General features: G+C 68.8%; 18 protein-coding genes. 7 read left to right on the plus strand and 11 right to left on the minus strand.

Annotated elements, in window-relative coordinates:
• Nucleotides 1-19: 19 nt before the first annotated feature.
• Genes mnhG through ABFX36_RS13895 form a run of 6 tightly spaced genes read right to left on the minus strand, consistent with a single transcriptional unit; the run spans nt 20 to nt 6,572 of the window.
• Nucleotides 20-352, minus strand: coding sequence for a monovalent cation/H(+) antiporter subunit G (gene mnhG / locus ABFX36_RS13870; protein WP_006898001.1), 333 nt, complete (start codon nt 350-352; stop codon nt 20-22).
• Nucleotides 349-609, minus strand: coding sequence for a monovalent cation/H+ antiporter complex subunit F (locus ABFX36_RS13875; RefSeq protein WP_006898002.1), 261 nt, complete (start codon nt 607-609; stop codon nt 349-351). The genes mnhG and ABFX36_RS13875 overlap by 4 nt, the downstream gene beginning before the upstream one ends.
• Nucleotides 606-1,391, minus strand: a complete 786-nt coding sequence (locus tag ABFX36_RS13880; protein ID WP_346076798.1) for a Na+/H+ antiporter subunit E — start codon at nt 1,389-1,391, stop codon at nt 606-608. The genes ABFX36_RS13875 and ABFX36_RS13880 overlap by 4 nt, the downstream gene beginning before the upstream one ends.
• Nucleotides 1,388-3,025, minus strand: coding sequence for a Na+/H+ antiporter subunit D (locus tag ABFX36_RS13885; protein ID WP_278125215.1), 1,638 nt, complete (start codon nt 3,023-3,025; stop codon nt 1,388-1,390). Before ABFX36_RS13885 ends, ABFX36_RS13880 begins: the two co-directional genes overlap by 4 nt.
• On the minus strand, nt 3,022-3,681 hold the full coding sequence (locus tag ABFX36_RS13890; RefSeq protein WP_062366465.1) for a Na(+)/H(+) antiporter subunit C: 660 nt from the start codon (nt 3,679-3,681) through the stop codon (nt 3,022-3,024). Before ABFX36_RS13890 ends, ABFX36_RS13885 begins: the two co-directional genes overlap by 4 nt.
• On the minus strand, nt 3,681-6,572 hold the full coding sequence (locus ABFX36_RS13895) for a Na+/H+ antiporter subunit A (protein WP_346076801.1): 2,892 nt from the start codon (nt 6,570-6,572) through the stop codon (nt 3,681-3,683). Before ABFX36_RS13895 ends, ABFX36_RS13890 begins: the two co-directional genes overlap by 1 nt.
• A gap of 83 nt (nt 6,573-6,655) precedes the next feature.
• On the opposite strand from ABFX36_RS13895, the gene ABFX36_RS13900 reads away from it, so the two are divergent.
• Nucleotides 6,656-7,075, plus strand: a complete 420-nt coding sequence (locus ABFX36_RS13900; RefSeq protein ID WP_006898007.1) for a hypothetical protein — start codon at nt 6,656-6,658, stop codon at nt 7,073-7,075.
• 156 nt (nt 7,076-7,231) lie between these two features.
• The gene (locus ABFX36_RS13905) at nt 7,232-7,825 is read left to right on the plus strand and encodes a hypothetical protein (protein ID WP_346076803.1); all 594 of its coding nucleotides are present in this window, start codon (nt 7,232-7,234) and stop codon (nt 7,823-7,825) included.
• Nucleotides 7,826-7,948: 123 nt separating this feature from the next.
• Here ABFX36_RS13905 and ABFX36_RS13910 read toward each other — a convergent pair whose 3' ends face one another.
• Nucleotides 7,949-11,197: a (Fe-S)-binding protein gene (locus tag ABFX36_RS13910; protein ID WP_346076805.1), complete on the minus strand. Its 3,249-nt coding sequence runs from the start codon at nt 11,195-11,197 to the stop codon at nt 7,949-7,951.
• A gap of 424 nt (nt 11,198-11,621) precedes the next feature.
• On the opposite strand from ABFX36_RS13910, the gene ABFX36_RS13915 reads away from it, so the two are divergent.
• Entirely contained in the window at nt 11,622-13,034 is a 1,413-nt protein-coding gene (locus ABFX36_RS13915) for a hypothetical protein (protein ID WP_346076807.1), read from the plus strand.
• Between the two features lie 237 nt (nt 13,035-13,271).
• On the opposite strand, the gene ABFX36_RS13920 is transcribed toward ABFX36_RS13915, so the two are convergent.
• Entirely contained in the window at nt 13,272-14,681 is a 1,410-nt protein-coding gene (locus tag ABFX36_RS13920) for a WS/DGAT/MGAT family O-acyltransferase (RefSeq protein ID WP_278125208.1), read from the minus strand.
• A 134-nt stretch (nt 14,682-14,815) separates the two neighbouring features.
• Between ABFX36_RS13920 and ABFX36_RS13925 the strand changes: the two genes are divergently transcribed.
• Nucleotides 14,816-15,442: a SanA/YdcF family protein gene (locus ABFX36_RS13925; protein ID WP_278125206.1), complete on the plus strand. Its 627-nt coding sequence runs from the start codon at nt 14,816-14,818 to the stop codon at nt 15,440-15,442.
• A 64-nt stretch (nt 15,443-15,506) separates the two neighbouring features.
• The gene (locus tag ABFX36_RS13930; RefSeq protein WP_062366477.1) at nt 15,507-16,208 is read left to right on the plus strand and encodes a hypothetical protein; all 702 of its coding nucleotides are present in this window, start codon (nt 15,507-15,509) and stop codon (nt 16,206-16,208) included.
• 35 nt (nt 16,209-16,243) lie between these two features.
• Here the strand turns inward: ABFX36_RS13930 and ABFX36_RS13935 are convergent, their stop codons facing one another.
• From ABFX36_RS13935 to ABFX36_RS13945, 3 genes are all read right to left on the minus strand, one after another.
• Complete coding sequence (locus ABFX36_RS13935; protein ID WP_045540217.1) at nt 16,244-17,458, minus strand: acyltransferase; 1,215 nt, start codon at nt 17,456-17,458, stop codon at nt 16,244-16,246.
• Nucleotides 17,459-17,559: 101 nt separating this feature from the next.
• A complete protein-coding gene (locus ABFX36_RS13940) occupies nt 17,560-19,710 on the minus strand; it encodes an acyltransferase family protein (protein ID WP_045540219.1) in 2,151 nt (716 codons plus the stop codon).
• 70 nt (nt 19,711-19,780) lie between these two features.
• On the minus strand, nt 19,781-20,776 hold the full coding sequence (locus ABFX36_RS13945; RefSeq protein WP_045540221.1) for an alpha/beta hydrolase family protein: 996 nt from the start codon (nt 20,774-20,776) through the stop codon (nt 19,781-19,783).
• Between the two features lie 191 nt (nt 20,777-20,967).
• On the opposite strand from ABFX36_RS13945, the gene ABFX36_RS13950 reads away from it, so the two are divergent.
• Both ABFX36_RS13950 and ABFX36_RS13955 read left to right on the plus strand, forming a co-directional pair.
• Nucleotides 20,968-22,092: an NDMA-dependent alcohol dehydrogenase gene (locus ABFX36_RS13950; protein WP_006898017.1), complete on the plus strand. Its 1,125-nt coding sequence runs from the start codon at nt 20,968-20,970 to the stop codon at nt 22,090-22,092.
• Between the two features lie 253 nt (nt 22,093-22,345).
• A complete protein-coding gene (locus ABFX36_RS13955) occupies nt 22,346-23,020 on the plus strand; it encodes a VOC family protein (RefSeq protein ID WP_045540223.1) in 675 nt (224 codons plus the stop codon).
• Nucleotides 23,021-23,148 lie beyond the last annotated feature (128 nt).

Here is a 23,148-nt window from a genome sequence, read left to right on the forward strand (position 1 = left end):
GTCCGCGACCGCGGTGGCGCTACCCGCCGTTTCGCGAGGACAGTTCGTCCTCGTCCAGCACGTCCTCCCCCAGGGCCTGCTCGCGATACACGAGGCGGCCGACGCGCTGGGCGACCACCGGCGCGGTGATGAGTGCGAACAAGCCGGTCAGGACCAGCATTCCGCCGTCCGGGTGGCTGTCGAGCCTGATGAAGGTGCCCGCGAGCACCAGGATCATGCCGAACGTCTGAGGCTTGGTCGCGGCGTGCATCCGGCTCAGCGTGTCGGGGAATCGGACGATCCCGATGGCGGCGGTGAGGGCCAGCAGCGAGCCGAGCAGGATCAGCGCCGCGGCCACGACGTCGAGGATCACTGGTCGTCCCTCACTCGGAAACGGGCCACGGCGATCGACCCGATGAAACCCACCAGGCTCAGCGCCACGATGCCCGGGACCACGGTGGTGTCGGTGGTGTAGGCCACCCACACCGACAGACCGGAGATCGCGATGGCGACCAGCGCGTCCACGCCGACGAGCCGATCGAGGGTCGAGGGCCCGCGAAGCGTGCGATAGACGGTCAGGAGCACGGCGGTGAGCAGCATCGCGGCACTGATGATCCAGACGACGGTCATGCCTTCTCCTTCCGTGAGCGCTCCTGCTCGACCACCCGACGGCGGTCGGCGAACGGGACGTGATGGTAATCGTCGTCGATTCCGTGGAACGGACTCGGATGCCACTCGTCGTCGCGCTCGAAGGTCTTGATGAACTGTCGCTCCACGTAGGCCATCTGCTTCAGGAACTCGTCGATGTACTTCTGTTTGCGCACGTCGAAGACGTGGATGTACAGCATCCGCTGGTCTTGATCGATCTCGACCACCATGGTGCCGGGCACCAGGTTGATGTAGTCGACGGCCAGCGTGAGCGTGAGGTCGGATTTGATGGCCATGTGCACGCGGACCACCGCACCGAGCGGCGGATCGCCCGGCTTCACCGCGGCCCACGCCACCTGAGCGCTGGAGAGGAAGAAGTTGTAGATCATCGTGCCGACGAGCTTGAGCGCCGAGAGCGGGTGAAACCGACCCTCCACCGGCACCCGCGGCAGCGGCAGCAGGACCATCACCAGCAGGGCGATCAACGCGCCGACCACGATGTTGGCCCAGGTGACGTCGCCCCAGAGAAGCACCCAGACGAAGGTGAGCCAGGCGAAGCCCCACAGTCGCAGGCCGAACTCGCGCAGCGAGCCGCCGGCCCAGGCCGGTGCGTGCAGGTTCTCGTTCAGCCAGACGTAGGTCCGGACCGCGGGCCAGGCCAGGTGCACCAGGGTGACCCGCCACAGGTTGCCGAAGAATGCGGCCACCGGGCGCTTTCCGACGGGTTTCGCGTGCGGCTTGTCTGGGAACGGCGTGCTGCTCATGGCCGGCCTCCGTCGGTGGCGTGCGCGGGGTCGGGCCCGTGCAGAACCGTCGAGATGTACTCGCTGCGGTCGAGGACGCCGTGTGCGGCGTCGTCGGTGAAGTGGAAGATGGGCCCGCCCCACAGCGTCAGCGCCAGACCGGCGGCCACCATCGCCATCGTGGGCAGCACCATGGCCACCGGCATCCGGCCCACGTCCTCGCGTTCCTCGAGCAGGACGTCGGTGCCCTCTTCGATGAGCGCGGACGCGGTGCTCGACGCCATGGCGCCGTCGGGCGCGTCGGCGCGGGCCCGCCAGAACGCCTTGGTCCAGATACGGGCCATCACGTACAGGGTGAGCAGGCTGGTGACGACCGACCCGGCGACCAGCACCCACGCCAGCACCGATCCGTCCTGGGCACCGGCCTCCAGCAGCGCGACCTTGCCGATGAATCCCGAGAACGGCGGAATACCGCCGAGATTCAGCGCCGGGATCAGGAACAGCCCGGCCAGCAGCGGACTCGCGATGAGTCCGCCGAGGCGCCGCAGCGACGCCGACCCCGCCTGCCGTTCGATCAGTCCCACCACCAGGAACAGCGTGGTCTGCACGAGGATGTGGTGGGCGACGTAGAAGATCGCCGCCGAGGTGGACAGCTCGGAACCGACGGCGATGCCGAACACCATGTAGCCGATGTGGCTCACCAGTGTGAACGACAGCAGTCGCTTGATGTCCGACTGCGCTATGGCGCCGAAGATGCCGACGAGCATGGTCAGCAGTCCCGCGATCATGAGCACGTTGTCCATCGATCCGCCGGGGAACAGCAGGGTGTGCGTGCGGATCAGCGCGTACACGCCGACCTTCGTCAGCAGACCCGCGAACACCGCGGTCACCGGGGCCGGAGCGGTCGGATAGGAGTCGGGAAGCCACGTCGAGAGGGGGAACACGGCCGCTTTGATGCCGAAGGCCACCAGCAGGACCGCGTACAGCGCGTTGCGGGTGCCGTCGGGCACGTCGTCGAGCCGGACGGCCATCTCGGCGAGATTGAGGGTTCCGGTGGTCGCATAGGCGAAGGCGATGCCGGCCAGGAAGATCAGCGACGACACCATCGACACCATGATGTACGACGCGCCGGCTCGCACGCGCTCGGCGCTGGCGCCCAGGGTGAGCAGGACGAAGCTCGCCGCGAGGAGCACCTCGAACGAGACGTACAGGTTGAACAGGTCGCCCGCGAGGAACGAATTGCAGACGCCCGCGGTCAGGATGAGATAGGTCGGCAGGAAGATCGACACCGGCTGCTCGGTGGTTCCGTCCCTGATGCCCTGCCCGATCGCGTAGACCACGACGCACAGCAGCACGGTCAGCGAGATGACCAGCATCAGTGCCGCGAGGCGGTCGACCACCAAGGTGATGCCGAGCGGCGTACCCGCGATGCCGCGGCCGTCCCAGCCGCCGACGTTGACCGCGAAGGTCCCGTGAGCGCTGGTGAGGTAGAGCATCAGGCCGGACGCGATCAGCGCGACGCCGATGGCGGACACCGAGACCGCGCGCTGGATGGTGGGGCTCCGGCCGGCCAGCAGCGTCACGGCGGCCGCCAGCAACGGAACCATCGTCGGCAGCACGATGAGGACCGGGATCCAGGACGTCTGCGGCGTCATCGTGCCCCCTTCGCGTGCTCGTCGTCGTTCGGTTCGTCCGCGTCCCGCGGCATCTCGTCGCCGTCGTAAGGCAGGTACTCCAGGACCTCGGCGTCCTCGGGCATCAGGTCCGGCTCGTGGACGTTGAGGTGCGCCGCGATGAACTCCTCCGGCGTCAGCGGGTTGCCGTACTTGTCGAACAGGTCGCCCGCGACGGTGTCGGCGCCGGTGGCCGGATCGTCGCTGAGATCGCGATCGGGCTGGGACTCGGGTGTTCCCGTGAGGATCTTGATGTCTTCCTCGTCGTCGCCGAGTTCGTCGTCGGTCGCTGCCTCCGCACCCGGCGGCAGCTTCTCCTCCTCGGCGGCCTGATTGATCTTGAAGAGCCGGTAGGTGACGGCCAGGACGAAGGCCGCGATGCCCAAGGTGATGACGATCGCGGTCAGGATCATTCCCTGCGCCAGCGGGTCGGTGTCGAAGCTCGCCCCGTCGGATTCGCGCCCGCGGATCGGCGGATGGCCGGGCGGCCCGGCGAGGACGAGGATCATCAGATTCAACGCGTTGCCCGCCAGCAGCAGGCCGAACAGCATGCGGATGAGGCTGCGCTCGGTCAGCAGGTAGACGCCCGCGGCGGCCATGGCTCCGGCCACGATCAACAGGCCCAGGTTCACCGACATCACCTCACCTCCTCGGGCTCGGGAGCGGCCGGTTCGGCGGGCTCCGGCGGGGCGTCGGCCACGTCGAGCCGGGCGCCGAGGCTCCGGAGGATGTCCAGGACCAGCCCCACCACGATCAGGTAGATGCCGAGGTCGAAGAACAGGGCGGTGACGATGTGGAACTCGCCGAAGACCGGCAGGCTCAGATCGATGACGGCGGACGAGAGCGCCGGAGCACCGAGCGCCAGGGACACCGCCGCGGTGGTCGCCGAGATCGCGAGCCCGGCGCCGAGGATGGTGCCTGCCTCCACTCTCATCGCCTCGCCGAGTTCGTAGCGGCCGCCCGCGAGGTAGCGGAGCACCAGCGCCAGGCCCATCACCAGACCGCCGGCGAACCCGCCTCCCGGTGCGTTGTGTCCGGCGAAGAAGAAGTAGACCGAGAGCACCACCAGGGTCGGGAAGACGAGCCGCGTGGTGGCCTCGAGGATCAGCGACCGCTGCGCCGGATCACGCATCTCGCTGCCGCGCAGCCACGTGGTGCGTCCGTGTGCGGCGTCGTCCCCGTTGCGGCGCTGAGCGAGTGCCGAGTCGGTGACCCGGGGGACGGCGCCGAACCGGCGGCTCCGGAACACCATCGAGGCCACTCCGGTCGCCGCGACGATCAGGACGGAGATCTCGCCGAGGGTGTCCCAGGCGCGGATGTCGACGAGCAGGACGTTGACCGCGTTGGCTCCGTGACCGAACTCGTACGCGGCGTCGCCGAGGTAGACGTGCAGTGGCTCGGTGGACCGTGCCGCTGCGGCGAACAGCCCGATCACCACCAGCATCGCACCGAAGGCGACGGAGATCGCGATGCGGATGGGGCGATGACCGGTGCGCAGCTTCGGGGTCGCCTCCGACGGAAGTTTGCGCAGGACCAGCACGAACACGACCAGTGTCAGGCTCTCCACCAGAAACTGGGTCAGGGCGAGATCCGGGGCGCCGTACATGGCGAACAGGGCGCCGCAGCCGTATCCGGTGATGCCGAGGGTCAGCAGGCCGGCGAGGCGGTTGCGCAGCACGGCCGTCGCGATCGCCGCGGCGACCATCACGAAGCCGATGACGATCTCTTCGACGGTGTCGAATCCCGCCAGGTGCAGCGACTGCCTGCGTCCCAGGAACAACACGCTGACGGGCAGGATCACCGCGGTCGAGAGGATCACGCCCTGGGTGATGGGCAGTGAACCGCGTTGGGTGTTGCGGGTGACCCAGAGGGAGACGGTGTCGGCGGTGCGCAGCGCGCCGTCGTAGATCCGGTCGGCGTTGAGCCGCGGCGGATGAACGAAGACGTGCGCGCGGCGCGCACGCAGGAACAGGAACAGGCCGGCGCCGCCGGCGACCACGATGATCGAGAAGACGACCGGGAGACCGAAGCCGTGCCACTGCGCGAGATGCTCGATCTCCTCGCCGTAGGCGGGCAGCGACTGCGCATAGGGCTCGAACAGCGAGCCGATCCATCCCGACGCGAACGCCGCGACCACGCCGGCCGCCGACAGCAGTGCCGGAGGGACGAGGAACATGACGGCGGGCTGGTCGAGCTGTGCGACGGCCCTGGTCGGCAGGCGGCGGACCTTGCGTCCGAACGCGCCCCACAGGAAGCGCGTGGTGTACGCGAACGTGATGACCGAACCCACCAGCAGCACCACGTCGACTGCGTGCCGCTGCATCGGGGAGAGCGCGCCGGTGTCCCAGACGCTGCCGAAGGCGGTCTCCTTGCCGACGAAGCCGAAGGTGAACGGCAGGCCGGCCATGCTGGCGCCGGCCACCGCGGCGACCGCGGCGAGCCCGGGCAGTCGTGCGCCGAGGCGTGCGAGCTTGCGGATGTCGCGGGTTCCGGTGGACTTGTCGATGATGCCGACCACCATGAACAGGCACGCTTTGAACATCGCGTGCGCCATCACCATGGCCAGGCCGGCCATTGCGACGTTGGCGTCGCCCACACCCACCAGCACGGTGATGAAACCGAGCTGCGACACCGTGCCGAAGGCGAGGACGAGTTTGAGGTCCAGTTCGCGCAACGATCGCCATCCGCCGAGCACCATCGTGAGCAGACCGAGTCCGATGACCGGTATCTGCCAGCTCAGAAGGGGTGCGAAGGCCGGTGCGAGCCGCGCCACGAGGTACACGCCCGCCTTCACCATGGCCGCGGCGTGCAGGTATGCGCTGACCGGGGTGGGAGCGGCCATCGCGCCGGGAAGCCAGAAGTGGAACGGGACGATGGCCGACTTCGAGAGGGCGCCGATCAGCACCAGGATCACCGCGACGTCGATGTAGACGCTGCCGGCCGGCGGATGGGCGACGAGGTCCGACAGCAGGTAGCTTCCGGTCCGCTCGCCCAGCATGATGATGCCGACGAGCATCGCCAGCCCGCCGAAGGTGGTGACCAGCAGGGCCTGGGTCGCGGCGCGGCGCGAGGTGGCGCGAACCGTGTTGAATCCGACGAGCATGAACGACAGGACCGTCGTCGCCTCCCAGAACACGTACATGACCAGCGTGTTGTCGCTGACGACGAGGCCGAACATCGCGCCTGCGAAGGCCACGAGTTCGCCGCCGAAGACCGCGACTCTCCGGCGCATCTGCTGGAAGTAGTTGGCGCAGTAGATCAGCACCAGTGCGCCGACGCCCAGGATCAGCACCGACATGACGGCCGACAGAGTGTCGAACCGCAGCACGATGTCCATCTGCAGGCTGGGGATCCACTCGATCGTCTCCACGCGGGGCGGTGCGCCCGGGGCCGGCCAGTTGGCGACCACCCATGCCAGCCCGGCCGCCGGAGCGAGCGCCAGGACGTAGAAACCGCGGGAGCCGAGAGTCTTGATGATCGGTGGTGAAATGAGCGCACTGACGGCCAGGGCGATCAATACCAGGATCAAAATGGCACTCCGACTTGTGTCGAGGACGGGCGGGCGGGGTGTCGTGGTGACGAGAACTTGAGGTCTACCTTACCGTTTTCGATATGAAGGATTTTCGCAGACTGCTGGCAGCAGCGCTGATCATGGTGTGTGCGGGTGCGCTGTTCGTCGCATGCGGTTCCGATGACGAGCCGTCGCGGCCGGGTGTCGCGCTGCCGTCCGACTTCCCCGAATCAGACGTGCCGATGGTCGACGGAGCGGTGCTCACCGCATCGGGCGAATCGCCCCAGTGGCAGGTCACGGTGCAAGCGCACGCCTCCGACGGCAACCCGTTGACCAACGCGGTCACGAAGCTCACCGATGCCGGTTTCGCGGAGTCCTCCCGGGTCGACGACCCCCAGTCGAAGTCGGTGCTGCTGAGCAAGGACGTCGACGGCAGGCAACTGTGGGTCAACGTGGGACTGTCGTCGACGGCATCGGCCGGGGCCTCGACAGTGATCTATCAGGTGAGCTTCGCCGGCTGAGCGCCGTGCGGGTGAGGGCGGTATCGGTGCGGGCCGCGCCTCGCCGAACCCGAAGCGAACCGGTACGGGCGTCCCAGCGACCTCACAGATTCGGCGGGTTCCCTCGATGGTCGACGGCGATGACTGCGTCGCCACCGGACACGAGGATCGACCAGGATGACTGACCCCAACCGACCCCAGCACGACGACTCGGAGGCCCCCGGCGGGCAGACCGAGCCCCAAGCCGACCACCAGCCCGACCCGCAGGCCGGACCGGACCCCACGAGCACCACGGCCCCGACCGAGCCGATCGCACCGGTCGCCGGAACGCCGCCCGCCGACCCGGCGGCCGCGCCGGGACAGCCCGGGGCGGCCCATCACCGGCCGCCTCTGGTCGCGGCTCCGGCATCCACCGGCCCGCAGACCGTCGAGGTGCGGCGCAAGTGGCTCGTCGGGGGAGCGGTTGTCGGAGCCATCGCGTGTCTGGGACTCGCCTTCGGTGCCGGCTACGTCACGGGTGACCACACCGGCGGCCACCACAGGCAGAACGAGGCGCGATACGAGCGCGGAGCGACCATGCGCGGATTCATGGGGCAGGAGCGCAACGGCCTCGGTGGTCAGCGGTGGCGCATGATGCCGCCGGGATCGGCCAACGGCGACGGCCAGACGCCGGGGCAGCAGAACCAGACCCCCGATCAGAACCAGACTCCCGGGCAGCAGACGCCGGGCCAGTCGGGATCGGCGACCACGACGCCGGGAACCTCCAGCTGAACCGACGGCCCGCACGGGCCCGCGGCGAGACCGCACAGACGACGATGGCGGCGTCGGCACCCCTCGGGGTGGCCGATGCCGCCATCGTTCTGCGGTCGTCGCCTCGGCGACTCCCTGCCGGAATTACTTGCCGGGGCGCTTCTTCCCGGCGGCCAGACCGAAGCCCTTGGCCTTCGACGCACCGGTCTCGGTGATCGTCCGGCTGTCGGACGAGCCGGCCGCCGGAGCCGGAGCCTCGGCGGGCTCGTCGGTCTGAGCGGCGGTCTCGCCGGCCGCCGGCGCGGCGGGCTCTTCCGGCGCAGCAGGCTCCGGTACGGGTGCGGTCCCCGCGGGGGCCGAGGGCGCCGCCGCCGTCGCTGCAGCCTTCGGGGCGCCGGGCTTCCTGGCGCCCGGCTTCTTCAGGCCTGCGGCCATGCCGAACCCCTTGGCCTTGCCCTCGGTGCCCGACGTGGTGGCAGCGGCAGCGGAGGCCGCCGTGCCGGTGTCGGCGGCGGTTGCATCGGCCGGGGCCTCGTCGGCCGGCTCGGTCGCAGCCGACTCGGTCGCCGCGGGAGCCGTCGGCTCGGCCGGTGCTGCGGCTGCGGGCTTGGCCGCGCCCGGCTTCTTGGCTCCGGGCTTCTTGAGCCCGCCGGCCATACCGAAGCCCTTGGCCTTGCCCTCGGTGGCCGTGGTCTCGACCGGCGCCGCTGCCCCGCTCGTCGCTGACTCGGTTGCCGCTGACTCGGTCGCAGTGTCGTCGGTCGCGGGTGCCGCCGATGCCGCTGCCGCGGGCTTGGCCGCGCCCGGCTTGGGAGCGCCGCCGGGCTTCTTGAGTCCGCCCGGCTTCTTCAGCCCGCCGCCCATGGCCAGCCCCTTGGCGGGAACTGCCTGGGTGGTCTGCGCCGCCGGTGCGGCCGGGGCCGTGGCACCGCCGGGCTTGGGGGCACCGCCGGGCTTCTTGAGTCCGCCCGGCTTCTTGAGCCCGCCGCTCTTCGGCGCAAGACCCACGGCGGGCTTCGCCTCGGCCGGGGCCGCGGTGGCGGCCGGAGCTGCGGGCTTCGCCGCAGCGGCGACCGGCTCGGGCTCGGGGGCGCGCTCGGTCTGAATCGGCCCGAGGAAGTTGCCTCCGCGCTTGACCTCCGGACGGCCGCGCTTGACGCCCTCCAGGATCAGCTGGCTGACGTCCACGACCTCGACCTGCCCCTCGTCTTCGGTGCCCGAGGTCTGAGCGGTCACGCCGTCGGTGAGCATCACGCGGCAGAACGGGCAGCCGGTCGCGATCTTGCGGACCTGCTTGTTGCCGTCCGCGTCGGTCGGCCGGGAGTTCAGCGTGCTGAGCGCCTCGTCGACGCGGTCGACGTTGATGCGCTTGCCGATCTGCTCCTCCATCCACATCCGGGCGCCGCCGGCGCCACAGCACATGGAGCGTTCGCCGTGGCGAGGCATCTCGGTGAGCGTGGAGCCCGAGGACTCCATCAGTTCGCGCGGAGCGTCGTAGACCTTGTTGTGGCGGCCCAGGTAGCAGGGATCGTGGTAGGTGACCTGCTCGCCCGCCGGTGCGGCGACCGGCACCAGACGCTTCTCACGGACCAGCCGGTTCAGCAGCTGGGTGTGGTGGACCACCTCGTACTTGCCGCCCACCTGCGGGTACTCGTTGCCGATGGCGTTGAAGCAATGCGCACAGGTCACCACGATCTTCTTGCGCTGCTCGGGCGCGGTCGCGAACACCTCGTCGAAGGTGTCGATGTTCTGCTGTGCCAGCATCTGGAACAGGAACTCGTTGCCCGCACGACGAGCGGAGTCACCCGTGCAGGTCTCGCCCTGGCCCAGCACCATGAAGTCGACGGCCGCGATGTCGAGCAGTTCGGCAACGGCCTTGGTGGTCTTCTTCGCGCGGTCCTCGTAGGCGCCTGCGCAACCGACCCAGAAGAGGTACTCGTAGCCCTCGAACGAGTCGACGTCCTGGCCGTAGACCGGGATGTGGATGTCCATCTCGTCGATCCAGGCAGTGCGCTGCGAGGCGTTCTGGCCCCACGGGTTGCCCTTGTTCTCGAGGTTCTTGAACATGCCCGCGAGCTCGGACGGGAAGTCCGACTCGATGAGGACCTGGTACCGGCGCATGTCGATGAAGTGGTCGACGTGCTCGATGTCCACCGGGCACTGCTCCACGCAGGCGCCGCAGGTGGTGCAGCTCCACAGAGCCTCGGCGTCGATGACGGCACCGGTGGTGCCCTCGGACTCGCCGACCAGCTTGCGCTCGGCCTCGGCGCGAGCGGCCGCGGGGACCTTGTTCAGGCGGGCCTCGTCGACGTTGCCGTCGGCGTCGACGATGCCGACCTCGTCGCCGCCCATGTCCTTGCGGCCGCCGGCGAACAGGTACGGCGCCTTGGCCTGGCCGTGGTCGCGCAGCGACATGATCATCAGCTTCGGCGACAGCGGCTTGCCGGTGTTCCAGGCCGGGCACTGGCTCTGGCAGCGACCGCACTCGGTGCAGGTGGTGAAGTCCAGCCAGCCCTTCCAGCTGAAGTCCTCGATCTTGCCCGCGCCGAACGCGTCCACGTCCGGGTCGGCCGTCTCCATGTCCAGGACCTTGCCCTGGCTCATCATCGGCTTGGCCGCACCCAGTGCGACGCCGCCGTCGCTCTCACGCTTGAAGTAGATGTTGAAGAAGGCCGCGAAGCGGTGCCAGGCCACACCCCAGTCGATGTTGAGGCCGACGACGGCGAGCCAGACCATGCCGCTCATCAGCTTGACGACGGCCGCGGCGGTGACCCAGTAGACGGAGCTGCCCTCGAAGAGCTGGGCGAAGTAGTGCGTGAAGAACGAGGTCCAGACCGGCGGGTTCTCGATGCCCGACGAGATCTTGAAGGTCTTCACGAAGATCATGCCGAGACCCTCGATCAGGACCACTGCCTCGACGAAGTAGGCGGCGCCGAACCGCGAGCCCGAGAAGCGCGACAGCCGGGCAGGGACGCGGGGATGGTTCAGCTGACGGATGACCATCAACACCACGATGCCGATGACGGTGGCCAGACCCAGGACCTCGTCGGCGAAGATGTAGATGTTCCAGGCGCCGATGACGGGCCAGTGGAACTCGGGATCGAAGATCTGACCGTACGCCTCGAACCAGAAGACGAAGCCGATCAGGAAGCCGAACATCACCAGCCAGTGGGCCCAGCCGACGGTGCGGAACTTGACCATGCGGGTGTGCGCGACGAATTCCTTCATCATCGTCGCGAAACGCTTCCCGGGGTAGGCGAACCGCGAGGGCTCCACCTTCTGGCCCTGGGCGATGGATCGGACCATCGTGCCCACGCCGCGAAGGAAGAGCGCCCAGCATACGAGGCTGAGTAATACGGCGATGGTTCCGATCACGGCGGTAGTCGTCGTCACTGGAAGTACCGGCCTTTCTGTCCAGGTCGTACCAAGACGTCAAAGCGCTCGGGTCATAGCACTCCGCGTCAACCTTTATTCCCTGGTTACCGTAAAGGTTCGACCCTGCTCGGGTCTGCCAAGGTTTGCCTAACTTCGCCTGCAGATCGGCCGTCACGGTTACCGTTCACCGGTATGTTACTCGCGAGTAATAAGAGGGTCCAGTCCGTGTCGGGAGTGTGCTGAGGCGCACGAATCTGAGTCGACACGCCGAATTCGTGCCGTGATTCTGTGTCACCTGATCGGTTGAAAGTGGTGCTTATCACTCGAAAGTTACCGTTCGGTACGAGTCCGGCGGCGGGAGGCGGCAGCCCCGCGCGACGGGGGTGCCGGGCTCCTGTGTGAGCCATTCCCTTCGATTAGAGAAGAGTCCCAGGTGACCTCGATGGATACCCGATCTCGAAGCCGTCGGCAGCGACGCACCCGTCTGACGACGGGCCTCACCGCGGTCGCGGCGTCGGCCGCACTCCTCGCGGGCGGAGTCGGCGCCGCGCCGGCGAACGCCGCGAACGGCCTTCCGGATTTCCCCTCGTACAAGTGTGCGCCGGGGCAGCAGACCGCGCCCAGCCCCGTCGGCGACACCGTCGACTGCGGGGCTGCCCACCCCGCGGTGCTCGCGAAGATCGGCGACGGCCTGATCGGCCTGGTGCTGCCCGATCTGGGCCTGAACCTCGCCGATATGAATTCGGCCACTGCCATCAGCCTGGCGCCGCTGTTCGGCACCTCGTACCCGGGCGCCGCGACGATCGCGGGCACCGGTCTGGCGTCGGCGCTCGCCGTCGGCGGCACCGCCAACGCGCAGGCCGACGCCTTCCTGTCCGGCGCCATCTCGGTCGGCAGCCTCGGCGCGGTCTCCGATTCGCGGGCCACCGGCGGCCTGGGGCTGTCGATCGGAGCGGGAGTGTCGGAGACCTCGGTCCGGGCACTCCCGCTCGGCGTCGCGATCGCGATGGGGCTGGGCGAGAACGCGACCGCCACGGCGCTCGGCGGCGTCGCGGTGGCGACTGGTTTCCTCGACGGCATCGCGAACGCGCCGGACCCGACCAAGAGTTCGGTGGTATGCACCGCGCTGTATGGAAAGGCGCAGGTCACCGACGGGGAGACCGGAAAGAACTACTCGTCGTGCACCAGCGTGGCGTTCATCTTCCAGAAGTCGCAGCAGGGCGACGGGCCGGTGGTCTACTCGATCAAGAATCCGTTCTCGCTGACGCTCGGCTCTCCGCTGGCGCCGATGACGACCCTGCTCGACATGGTGGGTGCGCTCGGCATTCCGGCGCCCTTCCCGGACTCGGTGACCGGCATCCTCACCGGCAATGTGATCCCGACCTTCTCGCAAGACCTCATTCGTATCGTGATGACCGACCATGGGCCGCGGATCGAGACCGACCTGTTCGCCAAGAAGTCGGCTCCGACCCCGCCCGTGACCGAGCCGTCCACCGCATCGACCGCGGCACGGGTCGCCGATGTGCAGGCGACGAGCACCTCCGCGGCAGCGGACTCGGCGCAGACGACCGTTGGTTCGGACGCGACTGAGAACACCTCCGCTGAGACCACGGCACCGTCCGGGGAGTCCTCGGCCACCGAGCCCGCCCCGGCGGTCGACGCCGCGCCCGAGCCTGCGCCGACCGCCGAGGCGCCGGCCGTCACCGACGAGCCCGCCGCCGAGCCGTCGCAGGATTCAGCGGCCGAGCAGCCCTCCGACGATCAGTCGTCGGAGCCCGCCGCTGAGCCGTCCGCGAACGAGATCGTCGCTGACACCGCGGATTCCGCGCCGGCCGCCGAGGCGCCCGCGGCGTGACCGATTCGGGCGATTGGCTGTGACCACCGTCACTGCGAACTAGCATGACGGTGTCGCAAACCGTCCGCGTTGGAGGGAGCAGTCCGATGATGAACAGCTGGAGCAGAATCCGCCGGAGCCTCGCCGAGTACTTCGCGACGGGATCGGCTGTCGCACTGATCACCAGCGGACTGACCTGACTCGGTAGCGCGATCAACAGCCCGCCCCGCCACCGCGGGGCGGGCTTCGCGCTGCCGGTCACCGTGCCGGAGGCAGTGCCTCCAACTCGGCCAGCGACGTCTCCAGGTGGGCAAGTATGCGCTGGAGGCTCGGCAGCTGGGCCCGCGCACCGATGACGCCGAACCCGGCCTTGCCGCCGATCGTCGTGACGGTGATGTTCATGGCCTGCCCCTCCATCGGAATGGAGACCGGGTACGAGCCGTCCAGCCGGGCGCCGTTCCAGTACAGCGGCTCCTCCGGTCCGGGAACGTTCGAGATGATCAGATTGAACGCGCGCGGTGTGTACTCGACGAACCCGGGGACCGTCGCGAAGGCCAGCGGCCAGATGGTCGCGGCGCCCAGGGCGAGAGCCTGCAGCGGTTTGAGCCCGCGCACCACGTTCTTGGCGCCGTGGGTGGACGCCTTGATGGCAGCCACCCGGTCGGCGGGCGACTCGATGTCGGTGGCCAACCGCACGGTGATCGCGGTGACCGCGTTCCCGTCGGAGTCTCCGTCGCTGTGCAGCGACACCGGCATCATCGCCACCAGTGACTCGTCGGGCAGGCCGTCGTGATCGCTCAGGTAGCGGCGGAGTGCTCCGGAGCACATGGCGAGGATGACGTCGTTGAGCGTCATCTGCTGCGCCCGAGCCACCGCGCGAAGCCTGGTGACCGGCCAGTCCTGCGCGGCGAAGCGGCGCGCCGAGCCTATCGACTGGTTCAGGATCGTCGACGGCGCCATCTGCATCGGGGCCACGTAATCCTTGTCGAAGACGCCCGCGGCGGCGATCCGGGCGGCGGCCGGCGCCATGCCGACCACCTGGCCCGCGGTGTCGGCGATCGCTCCGGCCACGCCCGTCACCGCACCGAGCAACCGCGACGAGCCCTTCGGCGGCCGTTGCTCCCGCCGCCGGCGGCGCCGTCGACGCACCAGCTCCATATCCCAGAAGGCGGTACCGGAACGGTCGTCGGGATCGGTGGAGAGGGAGCGCTGCAGCAAGCGCAGGGCGGAGACGCCGTCGACGATCGAATGATGGACCTTCGTGTAGAGCGCCACGCGGCCGTCCGCCAAGCCCTCGATGATGTGGATCTCCCACATCGGGCGACGGCGGTCGAGGAGGGCGCCGTGATTCAGCGACACGTAGCGGAGCAGGTCTTTGATCTCACCCGGACGGGGCAGAACGATGTGTCTGATGTGATAGTCGAAGTCGACCTCGTCGTCCTGCGTCCACGCGGTGTAGCCGGCGATCTGGGCGGGTGTGGCCGGGCGCTTGAGGAACATCGGCGAGACGTCGGTCGCGGCGTGGAAGCGTTCGGATATCTCGTCGGCCAGATCCTCGGCCGACTGGCCTTCGCGGGGTACGAACAGTTGCAGTCCGCCCACGTGCATCGGCTGATCTCGCGTCTCGGCGATCAGGAACATCGACTCGGTCACCGGCATGTACTGCATCGGCGTCTCCCCTCCCTGCGCGACCGCGCGTCCCGCTTGCGAGAGATTGTGACAGCCTTCCGGTCGGGATGACCGGGGGACCCGGGACCGGGTCAGTGTGCCCGGGTGGCCGGCGCTGCGTCTAGGTTGGACCGGTGCCCCTGCGTTCCCCCGCGATCCGGCGTCTGATTCCGGTGATTCTGCTGTCAGTGATCGCTGTCGAAGCGGTCGTCACGATCGCGTCGGTGTGGATGGCAGTGGGCGCGCGGGGACGAGTGGTGCAGGCCTCCGAGATCCCGGACGACGCGCCCCGCACCATGATCGTGCTCGGAGCCAAGGTCCGCGACGGGCAGGTCGGCGACTACGTCGGGCCGCGGCTCGACGTGGCGGTGAACGCCTACCGGTCCGGCCGCGTGGACCGCATCGTCGTATCCGGCAACGACGCCGACTCCGCGGGCAACGAGGTACGGGTGATGCGCGCGTACCTCCAGGCCCACGGAGTGCCGTCGACGAGCATCGTCGACGATCCGCTCGGGGTGAACACCAACGCCACATGCCGCCGGGCCGCGACGATGTACGACGTCCGCTCCGCGATGATCGTGACGCAGAACTTCCACGTGGCGCGCGCGGTGACGCTGTGCCGCGCGTGGGATGTCGACGCGCTGGGCGTGGTGGCGCCGTGCGACCGCTGCTCGCCGCTGAGCCTGGTCCGCAACCAGCTCCGCGAGGCGCTCGGCTCACGGCCGCGCGCGGTGATCGACACCGTCCGCGCACGCCGCTGAGCCGCGGGCTGCGGCGGTCATTCGGACGGCGTATCGCCGCCGTTGCCGGCCGTAGCGTGAGTCCATGCCTGACAACCCCGCCCGCAGCGGCGCGAGTGCGGCCGCCGCATCGGCCGGCCAGGTCCGGGTCTCGGGTCTGGCGGTCGCGACCGGCGCGTCGCACGACCGCCGTCTCGGACCGGCGCACGCCGCGCTCGGCGACGCGGGGCTCGAGGTCCGCGACGTGGTCGCGGTGATCCACGTGAGGCCGCCGGCCGGCGACACCTGGTCGGCCGAGCGGGTGCGCGACGAACTGGGACTCGGGGGAGCCCCTGCGGTGCGCGCACTCGATGTGGTCGACGACGGCTGCGGGGTGCCGTCGTCGATCGCGGTGGGATCGTCGATGCTGGCGCAGACGCACGGCGCGGTGCTGGTGGTGGTCGCGGGAGCGGCCGCGGTGCTCACCGGCACCCCGCAGCCGGGACACCGCCGCGGCGACCGGAACGGTTCGGCTCTGCGGTCGAGCGCCGACTCGGACGGTACGCATGCCGCAGTCGAGCGGGTGCTGACCGCGGTCGGCGACGATCTGCCGATCGTGGCCGTGGCGCCCGGAGGCATCCGGCTCGCGGCCGGCCGTCGGTTCGTGGCGACGAGCCTGTCGACGCACGCCGCCGCACCGATCGAGGGGCTCATCGACGCGCGCGCCGGCGGGCACTCGGAGGTGGTGCTGGTGACCGCGAACGGGTCGGGCCACGCTGCCGCCGTGGTGTGCCGGTTGCGCGACTGAGTCCGAGCCGCGCCGACGACGGTCGGTCCGGCGGGTCAGATCGTCGGCCGGAACGGAAGCCGCGGGCGTCCGGTGAGGTACAGCGACCCCGGGAGTCGGCGCAGTACTTCGACGACGGCGAGCGAGATCGCCAGTGTGCTGACGTACACCGTCAACGTCGCGAGCGGCTGCGGGATGTGGGCGACGAGCCACTTCTGGCCGTCGTCGGTGACCGGGCGCAGCAGGAAGAACAGCACCATCACGTGTACCAGGAACACCGGGAACGACCGGTTGGACGCGTAGGCGACCACTTTCGCCATGATCGGCGTCCGCTCACGGTGGAACGTGGCCCAGTGCAGTCCCGTCGCGTACACGCTGATGGCCGCGACCACGATGAACGGGAGCAAGGTCAGCTCGAACGGACTGCCCGGATCGTTGATCGGCGCACCGGAGAACAGCACCCGGTGCACGTAGGCGCCGACGGCGAGCAGACCCGTGCCCAGCAGGAGCCAGCCGAGCAGTTCGCCGCGCCCTCGCAGCCACTGCCCGACGCGTTCCCGGTGGTCGGCGGCCAGCGCACCGAGGATGATGAGCAGCTGGTAGGGCACCACGGTGGCGTACAGATGGCTCCACAGCTCGGCCATCCCGGTCGGCGGAGTCCAGTAGCAGATGAGACTGAAGACGGTGATCTGGAGCGCCGCGCTCGCGCCGAGCAGCCACCAGTGCCGGCCGCGGGTGCGCGCCACCAGCCGGCGGATCAGCGGAAACAACAGGTACACCTGCAGCATCACGAACAGGAAGTACAGGTGGTAGGCGGCCGTCCCCCATTTGATGCGGTCGAACAACTCGTCCAGGCTGCCCGGGACGTCACCGAGGCGTCCGCTCGCCCACATTCCCTCGATGGTCCAGTACAGCACCGACCACACCAGGTAGGGCACGATGACCAGCTTGATCCGGCGCCGCCAGAACGACGTGGCGCGGAAGTCGGGACGGTCGAGGTACTGGTACATGAGCACGAAGCCGGTGAGCGCGAAGAAGATGTTCCGGGTGGAGTGGAACAGCAGCGCGGTCCCGTTGGTGCCCATGCTGGTGAACTCGGCGGTCGTCGACGTGAGCGTGTGCACGAAGATGACCAGGGCGAAGGTCATCGTGCGCACCAGGTCGACGTGATGCAGGTAAGGGCGTTTGGCCGGCGCCGGCGCCGGCGGCGCGGAGCCTACGGCGGGAACGGTCGGGGTAGCCGCCTCGGGGAGGACAGCTGTGGACGACATCGGGTGACCTCACGGTTGCGGGGGAGCGGATCAATCGGACACGCTAACAGCCCACCCTGTGCACTCACTGTGTGCCCGCTGCCGGGCCGGTGTCGGTCCCGCTACCACCAGCCGGTGGCTTTCTGCAGGTCACGGTCGAGGAACGGCGCCAGGCTGCGCATGAAGGCGGTGGAGACGTGGTGGTAGTCGTGCCACACCAGGATGTTGCCGACCACAGCCGGGCAGTAGGTGTCGTTGCAGAAACCGTCGCTGTAGTCCAGGAAGGTCATGTTCGGGAAATCCGGGATCAGCGCGTCGGCCGGGTTCACCGGCGACAGCGCCCGTGACCGCTCCACGCCGCACACACGCGGCAGCTTGCCGGAAGCGATGCACTCCGGAGGCGAGAGCGGTCCGTGCGCCCATGGGGTGTCGCGTACGGCGACCACCTTCTGCCCGCGGTCGCGGAACTCCTTGAAGTAGTCGACGTAGCCGCGCGGCACCACGTCGCCGTTCTGCCCGGTGGGGGCGGGCCGGGTGGCGGTGGTGAAGACGACGTCGGGCCGGTCGACGGCCAGCTTGTCGACCACCGCCCGCGACCACTCGTTGCATTCGGTGAGGGTGCGGCCGTCGAGTTCCACCTCGGCCTCGGTCGAGAGCGCGCAGCCCGCCTTCATGTACGTCGTGACGCGGAAACCGCGGTTCTTGCCGATCTTGTCGAGTGCGGTCATCCAGTGCTCGGAATGCGAGCCGCCGACCACGGCGACGGTGTGCGCGCCCTGCGGATCGCCGTACACGCCGACCTTGATCGCGGGATCGCCGAAGTTGGAGAAGTGGTCCCAGTGGCTCAGCGGCCAGTCCTCGGCGGCGGCCTCCGGCGACGGCGCCACCGGCACGGCCGGACTCGGCGCACCCTCCAGGAGGGCTCGGGCACCGGGATACTCGCGGGGGTCGAGATTGGTGGTGTCGACGATCATCTGACTCTGGCGGTGCTGCCAGTAACCGGCACTCGCCACGGCGAAGACCGAGGCGACGATGAGGATCGCGGTGAGCCCGCGCCGGTAGCCCGCCGAGAAGCCGCCGCCGCGTCCCGCGCGCAGCGGCGTCTCGACGAACTTCGTCATCAACCAGGCGAGAATCACCGAGACCACCAGGATCGCGGTGCCCTCGGCGAAGTTCACGTCGTCGACGAATCGCCAGTTCATGTAGAAGATCAGCAGCGGCCAGTGGATCAGGTACAGCGAGTACGCGATGGAACCGAGCCAGACGATCCACGGGTGGGCCAGGACCAGGCCGCCGGGGCTCAGGTCGTTGCCGGGGACCGCCCGCGTCGCGGTGGCCGACGAACCGACCCAGATCAGCAGGAGCGTCGATCCGACCGGCACCAGCGCCATGACGGCCGGATACTCCTGGACGCCCGCGATCCAGAATCCGGACGAGGCGATCATCGCGACGGCGAACACCGTCAGCAGCGTGCGCAGCCAGTTCGTCAGGCGCAGCCTGGGCATCCAGACGGCGAGCAGACCGCCGGCCAGCGGCTCCCACATGCGGGCCACGGTGTCGTAGTAGTTGAACGGCTGGTTGATCCCGTGCCGGTAGTTGGCCCAGGCGAAGGACACGAGCGTCACCGCGAGCAGCGACGTCCCGACGATCGCGCGGATCACGTTCGGGCGGGCCAGTGCCTCCCAGCGTGCGGCACCCCATTTGAGGAGGCCGCCCAGGGCGAGCGCGGTGAGGAGGGTCAGAACGAAGAACTGGCCCTGCATCGACATCGACCACAGATGCTGCATCGGGCTGATCGCGGAGTCGGCGGCGCCGTAGTCCTGCGAGAGGAAGGCCAGGTGATAGTTCTGGTAGTAGAAGGCCGAGGCGATGATCTCCTCGCCGAGCGGACCCCAGCGGGTGCTCGGCATGAGCCACCAGACGCCTGCCGCGATGAAGGCGAGCAGCAGGAACATCGCCGGAAGCAGGCGGCGCAGCAGCCGGCTCAGCCGGGGCCACGGATCCACCGCCGCGCGCCAGGAGACATCGGCCGGCTGGGTTCGGATCACGTGCTTGAGCAGCGAGGCGACGAAGAAGTAGCCGGACAGCGTGAGGAAGACGTCCACGCCGCCGGACACGCGGCCGAACCAGACGTGGAAGACGGCGACGAGGAAGATCGCGATGCCGCGCAACCCGTCGAGGTCGGGCCGGTAACCGGAGGTGTTCCCGGTGGCGGCGTCTTCGTTGTGTCGAGTCGGCGGTCCCGCCGTAACGTCGGTTCCAGCAGACTTCACACGCCGGATGCTACTGGGATCGTCCCGGCGATTTCCATTCGCAACGCGCGGCGGCCGGCTGCGCCAGCGGTCATGGACGAAGCGCTTCTGCGGCGATCAAGTCGATCAGTGAACGGTAGGCCGCCGAATGCGCCTCGAACATCGATGTGTGCGTCGCACCGGGCAGCAGTTGCAGTCGACCGTGCCCCCGGTGCAGCAGGTACTCGGCGACGAATCGTTCGGAGTTGACCGCCGACACGAGTCGGTCGGCAGTGCCGTGCACCGCTACGATCTCGGGCGCGGACGCCTCGTCGCCATCAGTGGCCAGTTCCAGCGGGTCCACGGCGCGGTAGCGGTCGGCGACCGCGCTGGGCGGTCCGCCGAGGGCGCGGATCACACGGGAGTCGCCGTGCGTGGCGGAGAACACCATGTCGAGCGGCCCGGACACGCTGATGACCGTCGACGGCCGCCAGCGCGGAGGGCCGAGACCGAGACTAGGATCGTCGGCAGTGCGGAGTGCGGACCACACCGCGAGTTGGGCGCCGGCGCTGTGGCCGGCGAGCACCGAGTTCCGCAGGGTGATCTGCGGATGCGCGCGGATCACGGCGGGCAGATCGTCGAGAGCGGCAGCGAGGTCGGTGAACGTGGCGGGCCAGCCGCCGCCGCTCCCCAGGCGCCGATACTCCACGTTGTAGACGGCCAGGCCGCGGGCGGTGAGGTCGCGTGCCAGACGGTCGAAGCTGTGCGCACCGACACCGCGCGCCCAGGCGCCTCCGTGCACCAGCACCACCAGCGGAAGCCTCGGGTGGGCAGGTGAGACGGTCGGCAGATAGAGGTCGGCGTAGTTCTGAGTGGGGTCGGCGTGCGCGGCCGGATACGCGATGCGCTGGAGGAAGGGCTCGGCCGACGTGACGACGGCTCGATGCGCCGCCGGGGTGATGGTCGAGTCGCTTCGGTGCGCTGCCGGTGCGCCGTGCGGCGATGAGCCGGGCCCCGCTTGCCACAGCAGAACGCCGAGCAGCGCGGCCGCCGCGAGCAGAGTGGAGACCACGCCGACGATGACGGGGTGGTCGCGCTTGAACTTCATCGCCTCGATTCTCTGCGTCGCCGCTGACAGTTCGCAGACGAGTACCTCTCGTCCCGCAGGAGATCGCGGAAGAATCCGCAGTCGTTACCACCGATACGCCCAATCTCGCCTGACGGCACCGAGTCCGACGTACCATGGAGTCAGCCGCGCGCAGGTGACGCGCGGCACAGTCGAGAAGAAAGCGTGACGCGATGAAGACGAAGGCCGCGGTTCTGCACGGTGTCAACGAGGACTGGAAGATCGAAGAAGTCGAGTTGGGCGACCCCGTCGCGGGTGAAGTCCAGGTCCGGCTCGTCAGTTCGGGACTGTGTCACTCCGACCATCACCTGCGGACCGGCCAGAGTCCGGCGCCGATGCCGGTGGTCGGAGGCCACGAGGGTGCGGGCGTCGTCGTGAAGGTGGGAGAGGGCGTCACTCGTTTCGCGGAGGGCGACCACGTGGTCACCGCTTTCATCCCCGCCTGCGGTGTGTGCGGACCGTGTTCGCGGGGCCAGCAGAACATCTGCGACGAGGGAGCCGGCCTGCTCACCGGCAAGGCGATCTCCGACAAGACCCACCGGGTGACGATGAACGGTGAGGGCCTCACCCAGATGTGTCTGCTCGGCACCTTCTCTCCGTACATCACCGTCAACCAGGCGTCACTGGTCAAGATCGAGGACGACATCCCGCTTCAGCAGGCCGCGCTCCTCGGCTGCGGCATCGCGACGGGCTGGGGTTCGGCCACCGAGATCGGCGGAACCAAGGTCGGCGACACGGTGGTCGTCGTCGGCATCGGCGGAGTCGGAATCAACGCCGTCCAGGGCGCCAGTGCGGCCGGCGCCCGGCACGTCGTCGCCGTCGACCCGGTGAAGTTCAAGCGAGACATGGCCGAGAAGCTCGGCGCCACGCACACCTTCGAGAGCATGGAGGAGGCGATCCCGGCGGTCGGAGAGATGACATGGGGAACCATGGCGAACACGGTCATCCTCACCGTCGGCGAGATCAAGGGCGAGTACATCGCGCCCGCGATGGCCATGACCGCCAAGGGCGGCCAGACCGTGGTGGTCGGCATGGGCGACTTCCAGGCGATGGACGTCAAACTCAACCTCTTCGATCTGACGCTGATGCAGAAGCGGGTGCAGGGGGCCATCTTCGGCGGCGCCGGCCCGCGCACTCAGGTGCCGAAGCTCCTCAACGAGTACCGGGCGGGCAAGCTGAACCTCGCCGACCTCGTCACCCAGACCTACCGCCTCGAAGAGATCAACAAGGCCTACGACGACATGCTCGAGGGCCACAACATCCGCGGCATGGTGGTCTTCGACGAGGCCGACTGGTAGTCGCGGCTCGTTGAGCGAGGACCCTCTCAGGCCGGTTGAGCGAGCGCCCTCTCAGGCTGGTTGAGCAAGCGGTTCCCTGAGGCTGGTTGAGCGAGCGGTTCCCTGAGGCTGGTTGAGCGAGCGCCCTCTCAGGCTGGTTGAGCGAGCGGAGCGAGTCGAAACCACCACCGCCGCCCCGCTCCGCCCACCCGCCCCACCCCATCGAGCAGTTTTCGAGAAGCATCGCGAACCGTGCACTCGTAGCGTCAGTCGTATGACGAACATCAACACACTCACCCTGCAAGTCGCCGACGTCGAGGCGGCGAAGTCCTTCTACGACGAGGCGTTCGGGATCGGCGACCGTCTGCGCTTCGAACAGGCCATGCCGCCGACGTCGGGCTTCCGCGGATTCGTGATCTCTCTCGTGGTCGCCGGCCCCGCGGTCGTCGATTCCTTCATCGAACCGGCGATCGCGGCGGGCGCGCGCGTCGTCAAGCCCGCCAAGAAGTCGTTCTGGGGATACGGCGGTGTGCTTCAGGCACCGGACGGCACCCTGTGGAAGATCGCGGCGTCGTCGAAGAAGCCCACCGGTGCGCCCTTGCGCGTGGTCGACTCCCTGGTACTGCTGCTCGGCATCTCCGACATCACCGCCAGCAAAGCCTTCTACGTCGACCACGGGCTCACGGTGGCGAAGAGCTACGGCCGCAAGTACGTCGAGTTCGAGGCCGCCGACGGCGCCGTCACCCTCGCCCTGTACGGCAGGAAGGCCGCGGCGAAGGACGCGGGTGTGCCGCCGGAGGGCAGCGGTTCGCATCGGCTCGTCGTCGGTTCCGATGCCGACGCATTCGTCGATCCCGACGGTTTCGCCTGGTCACCGGCGAGTCTGACATCGGATCAGCCGCTGTCGGCGCAACCTCGCCGTGCCGACGCCGGAGGGGCCACGGCCTGATCTGTAGGATCTCATCCTCTTTGTCAGTCGCGAACTGGGGTTTCTCATGATCTTGTCACCTGTGGGTTCTCACTAACTTGTCAGAATCCTCAGGCCAGCACTGCTCCCCGGCCGGCGCGTCATAGTTC

Source organism: Gordonia cholesterolivorans, from assembly GCF_039531975.1.
Lineage (GTDB): Bacteria > Actinomycetota > Actinomycetes > Mycobacteriales > Mycobacteriaceae > Gordonia > Gordonia sihwensis.

Excerpts from the sequence above, each read along its gene's own strand:
- ABFX36_RS13875 (WP_006898002.1), bottom strand. The coding sequence starts at position 609 with ATGACCGTCGTCTGGATCATCAGTGCCGCGATGCTGCTCACCGCCGTG.
- ABFX36_RS13880 (WP_346076798.1), bottom strand. The coding sequence starts at position 1,391 with ATGAGCAGCACGCCGTTCCCAGACAAGCCGCACGCGAAACCCGTCGGA.
- ABFX36_RS13885 (WP_278125215.1), bottom strand. The coding sequence starts at position 3,025 with ATGACGCCGCAGACGTCCTGGATCCCGGTCCTCATCGTGCTGCCGACG.
- ABFX36_RS13890 (WP_062366465.1), bottom strand. The coding sequence starts at position 3,681 with ATGTCGGTGAACCTGGGCCTGTTGATCGTGGCCGGAGCCATGGCCGCC.
- ABFX36_RS13900 (WP_006898007.1), top strand. The coding sequence starts at position 6,656 with ATGAAGGATTTTCGCAGACTGCTGGCAGCAGCGCTGATCATGGTGTGT.
- ABFX36_RS13905 (WP_346076803.1), top strand. The coding sequence starts at position 7,232 with ATGACTGACCCCAACCGACCCCAGCACGACGACTCGGAGGCCCCCGGC.
- ABFX36_RS13915 (WP_346076807.1), top strand. The coding sequence starts at position 11,622 with ATGGATACCCGATCTCGAAGCCGTCGGCAGCGACGCACCCGTCTGACG.
- ABFX36_RS13920 (WP_278125208.1), bottom strand. The coding sequence starts at position 14,681 with ATGCAGTACATGCCGGTGACCGAGTCGATGTTCCTGATCGCCGAGACG.
- ABFX36_RS13930 (WP_062366477.1), top strand. The coding sequence starts at position 15,507 with ATGCCTGACAACCCCGCCCGCAGCGGCGCGAGTGCGGCCGCCGCATCG.
- ABFX36_RS13935 (WP_045540217.1), bottom strand. The coding sequence starts at position 17,458 with ATGTCGTCCACAGCTGTCCTCCCCGAGGCGGCTACCCCGACCGTTCCC.
- ABFX36_RS13945 (WP_045540221.1), bottom strand. The coding sequence starts at position 20,776 with ATGAAGTTCAAGCGCGACCACCCCGTCATCGTCGGCGTGGTCTCCACT.
- ABFX36_RS13950 (WP_006898017.1), top strand. The coding sequence starts at position 20,968 with ATGAAGACGAAGGCCGCGGTTCTGCACGGTGTCAACGAGGACTGGAAG.
- ABFX36_RS13955 (WP_045540223.1), top strand. The coding sequence starts at position 22,346 with ATGACGAACATCAACACACTCACCCTGCAAGTCGCCGACGTCGAGGCG.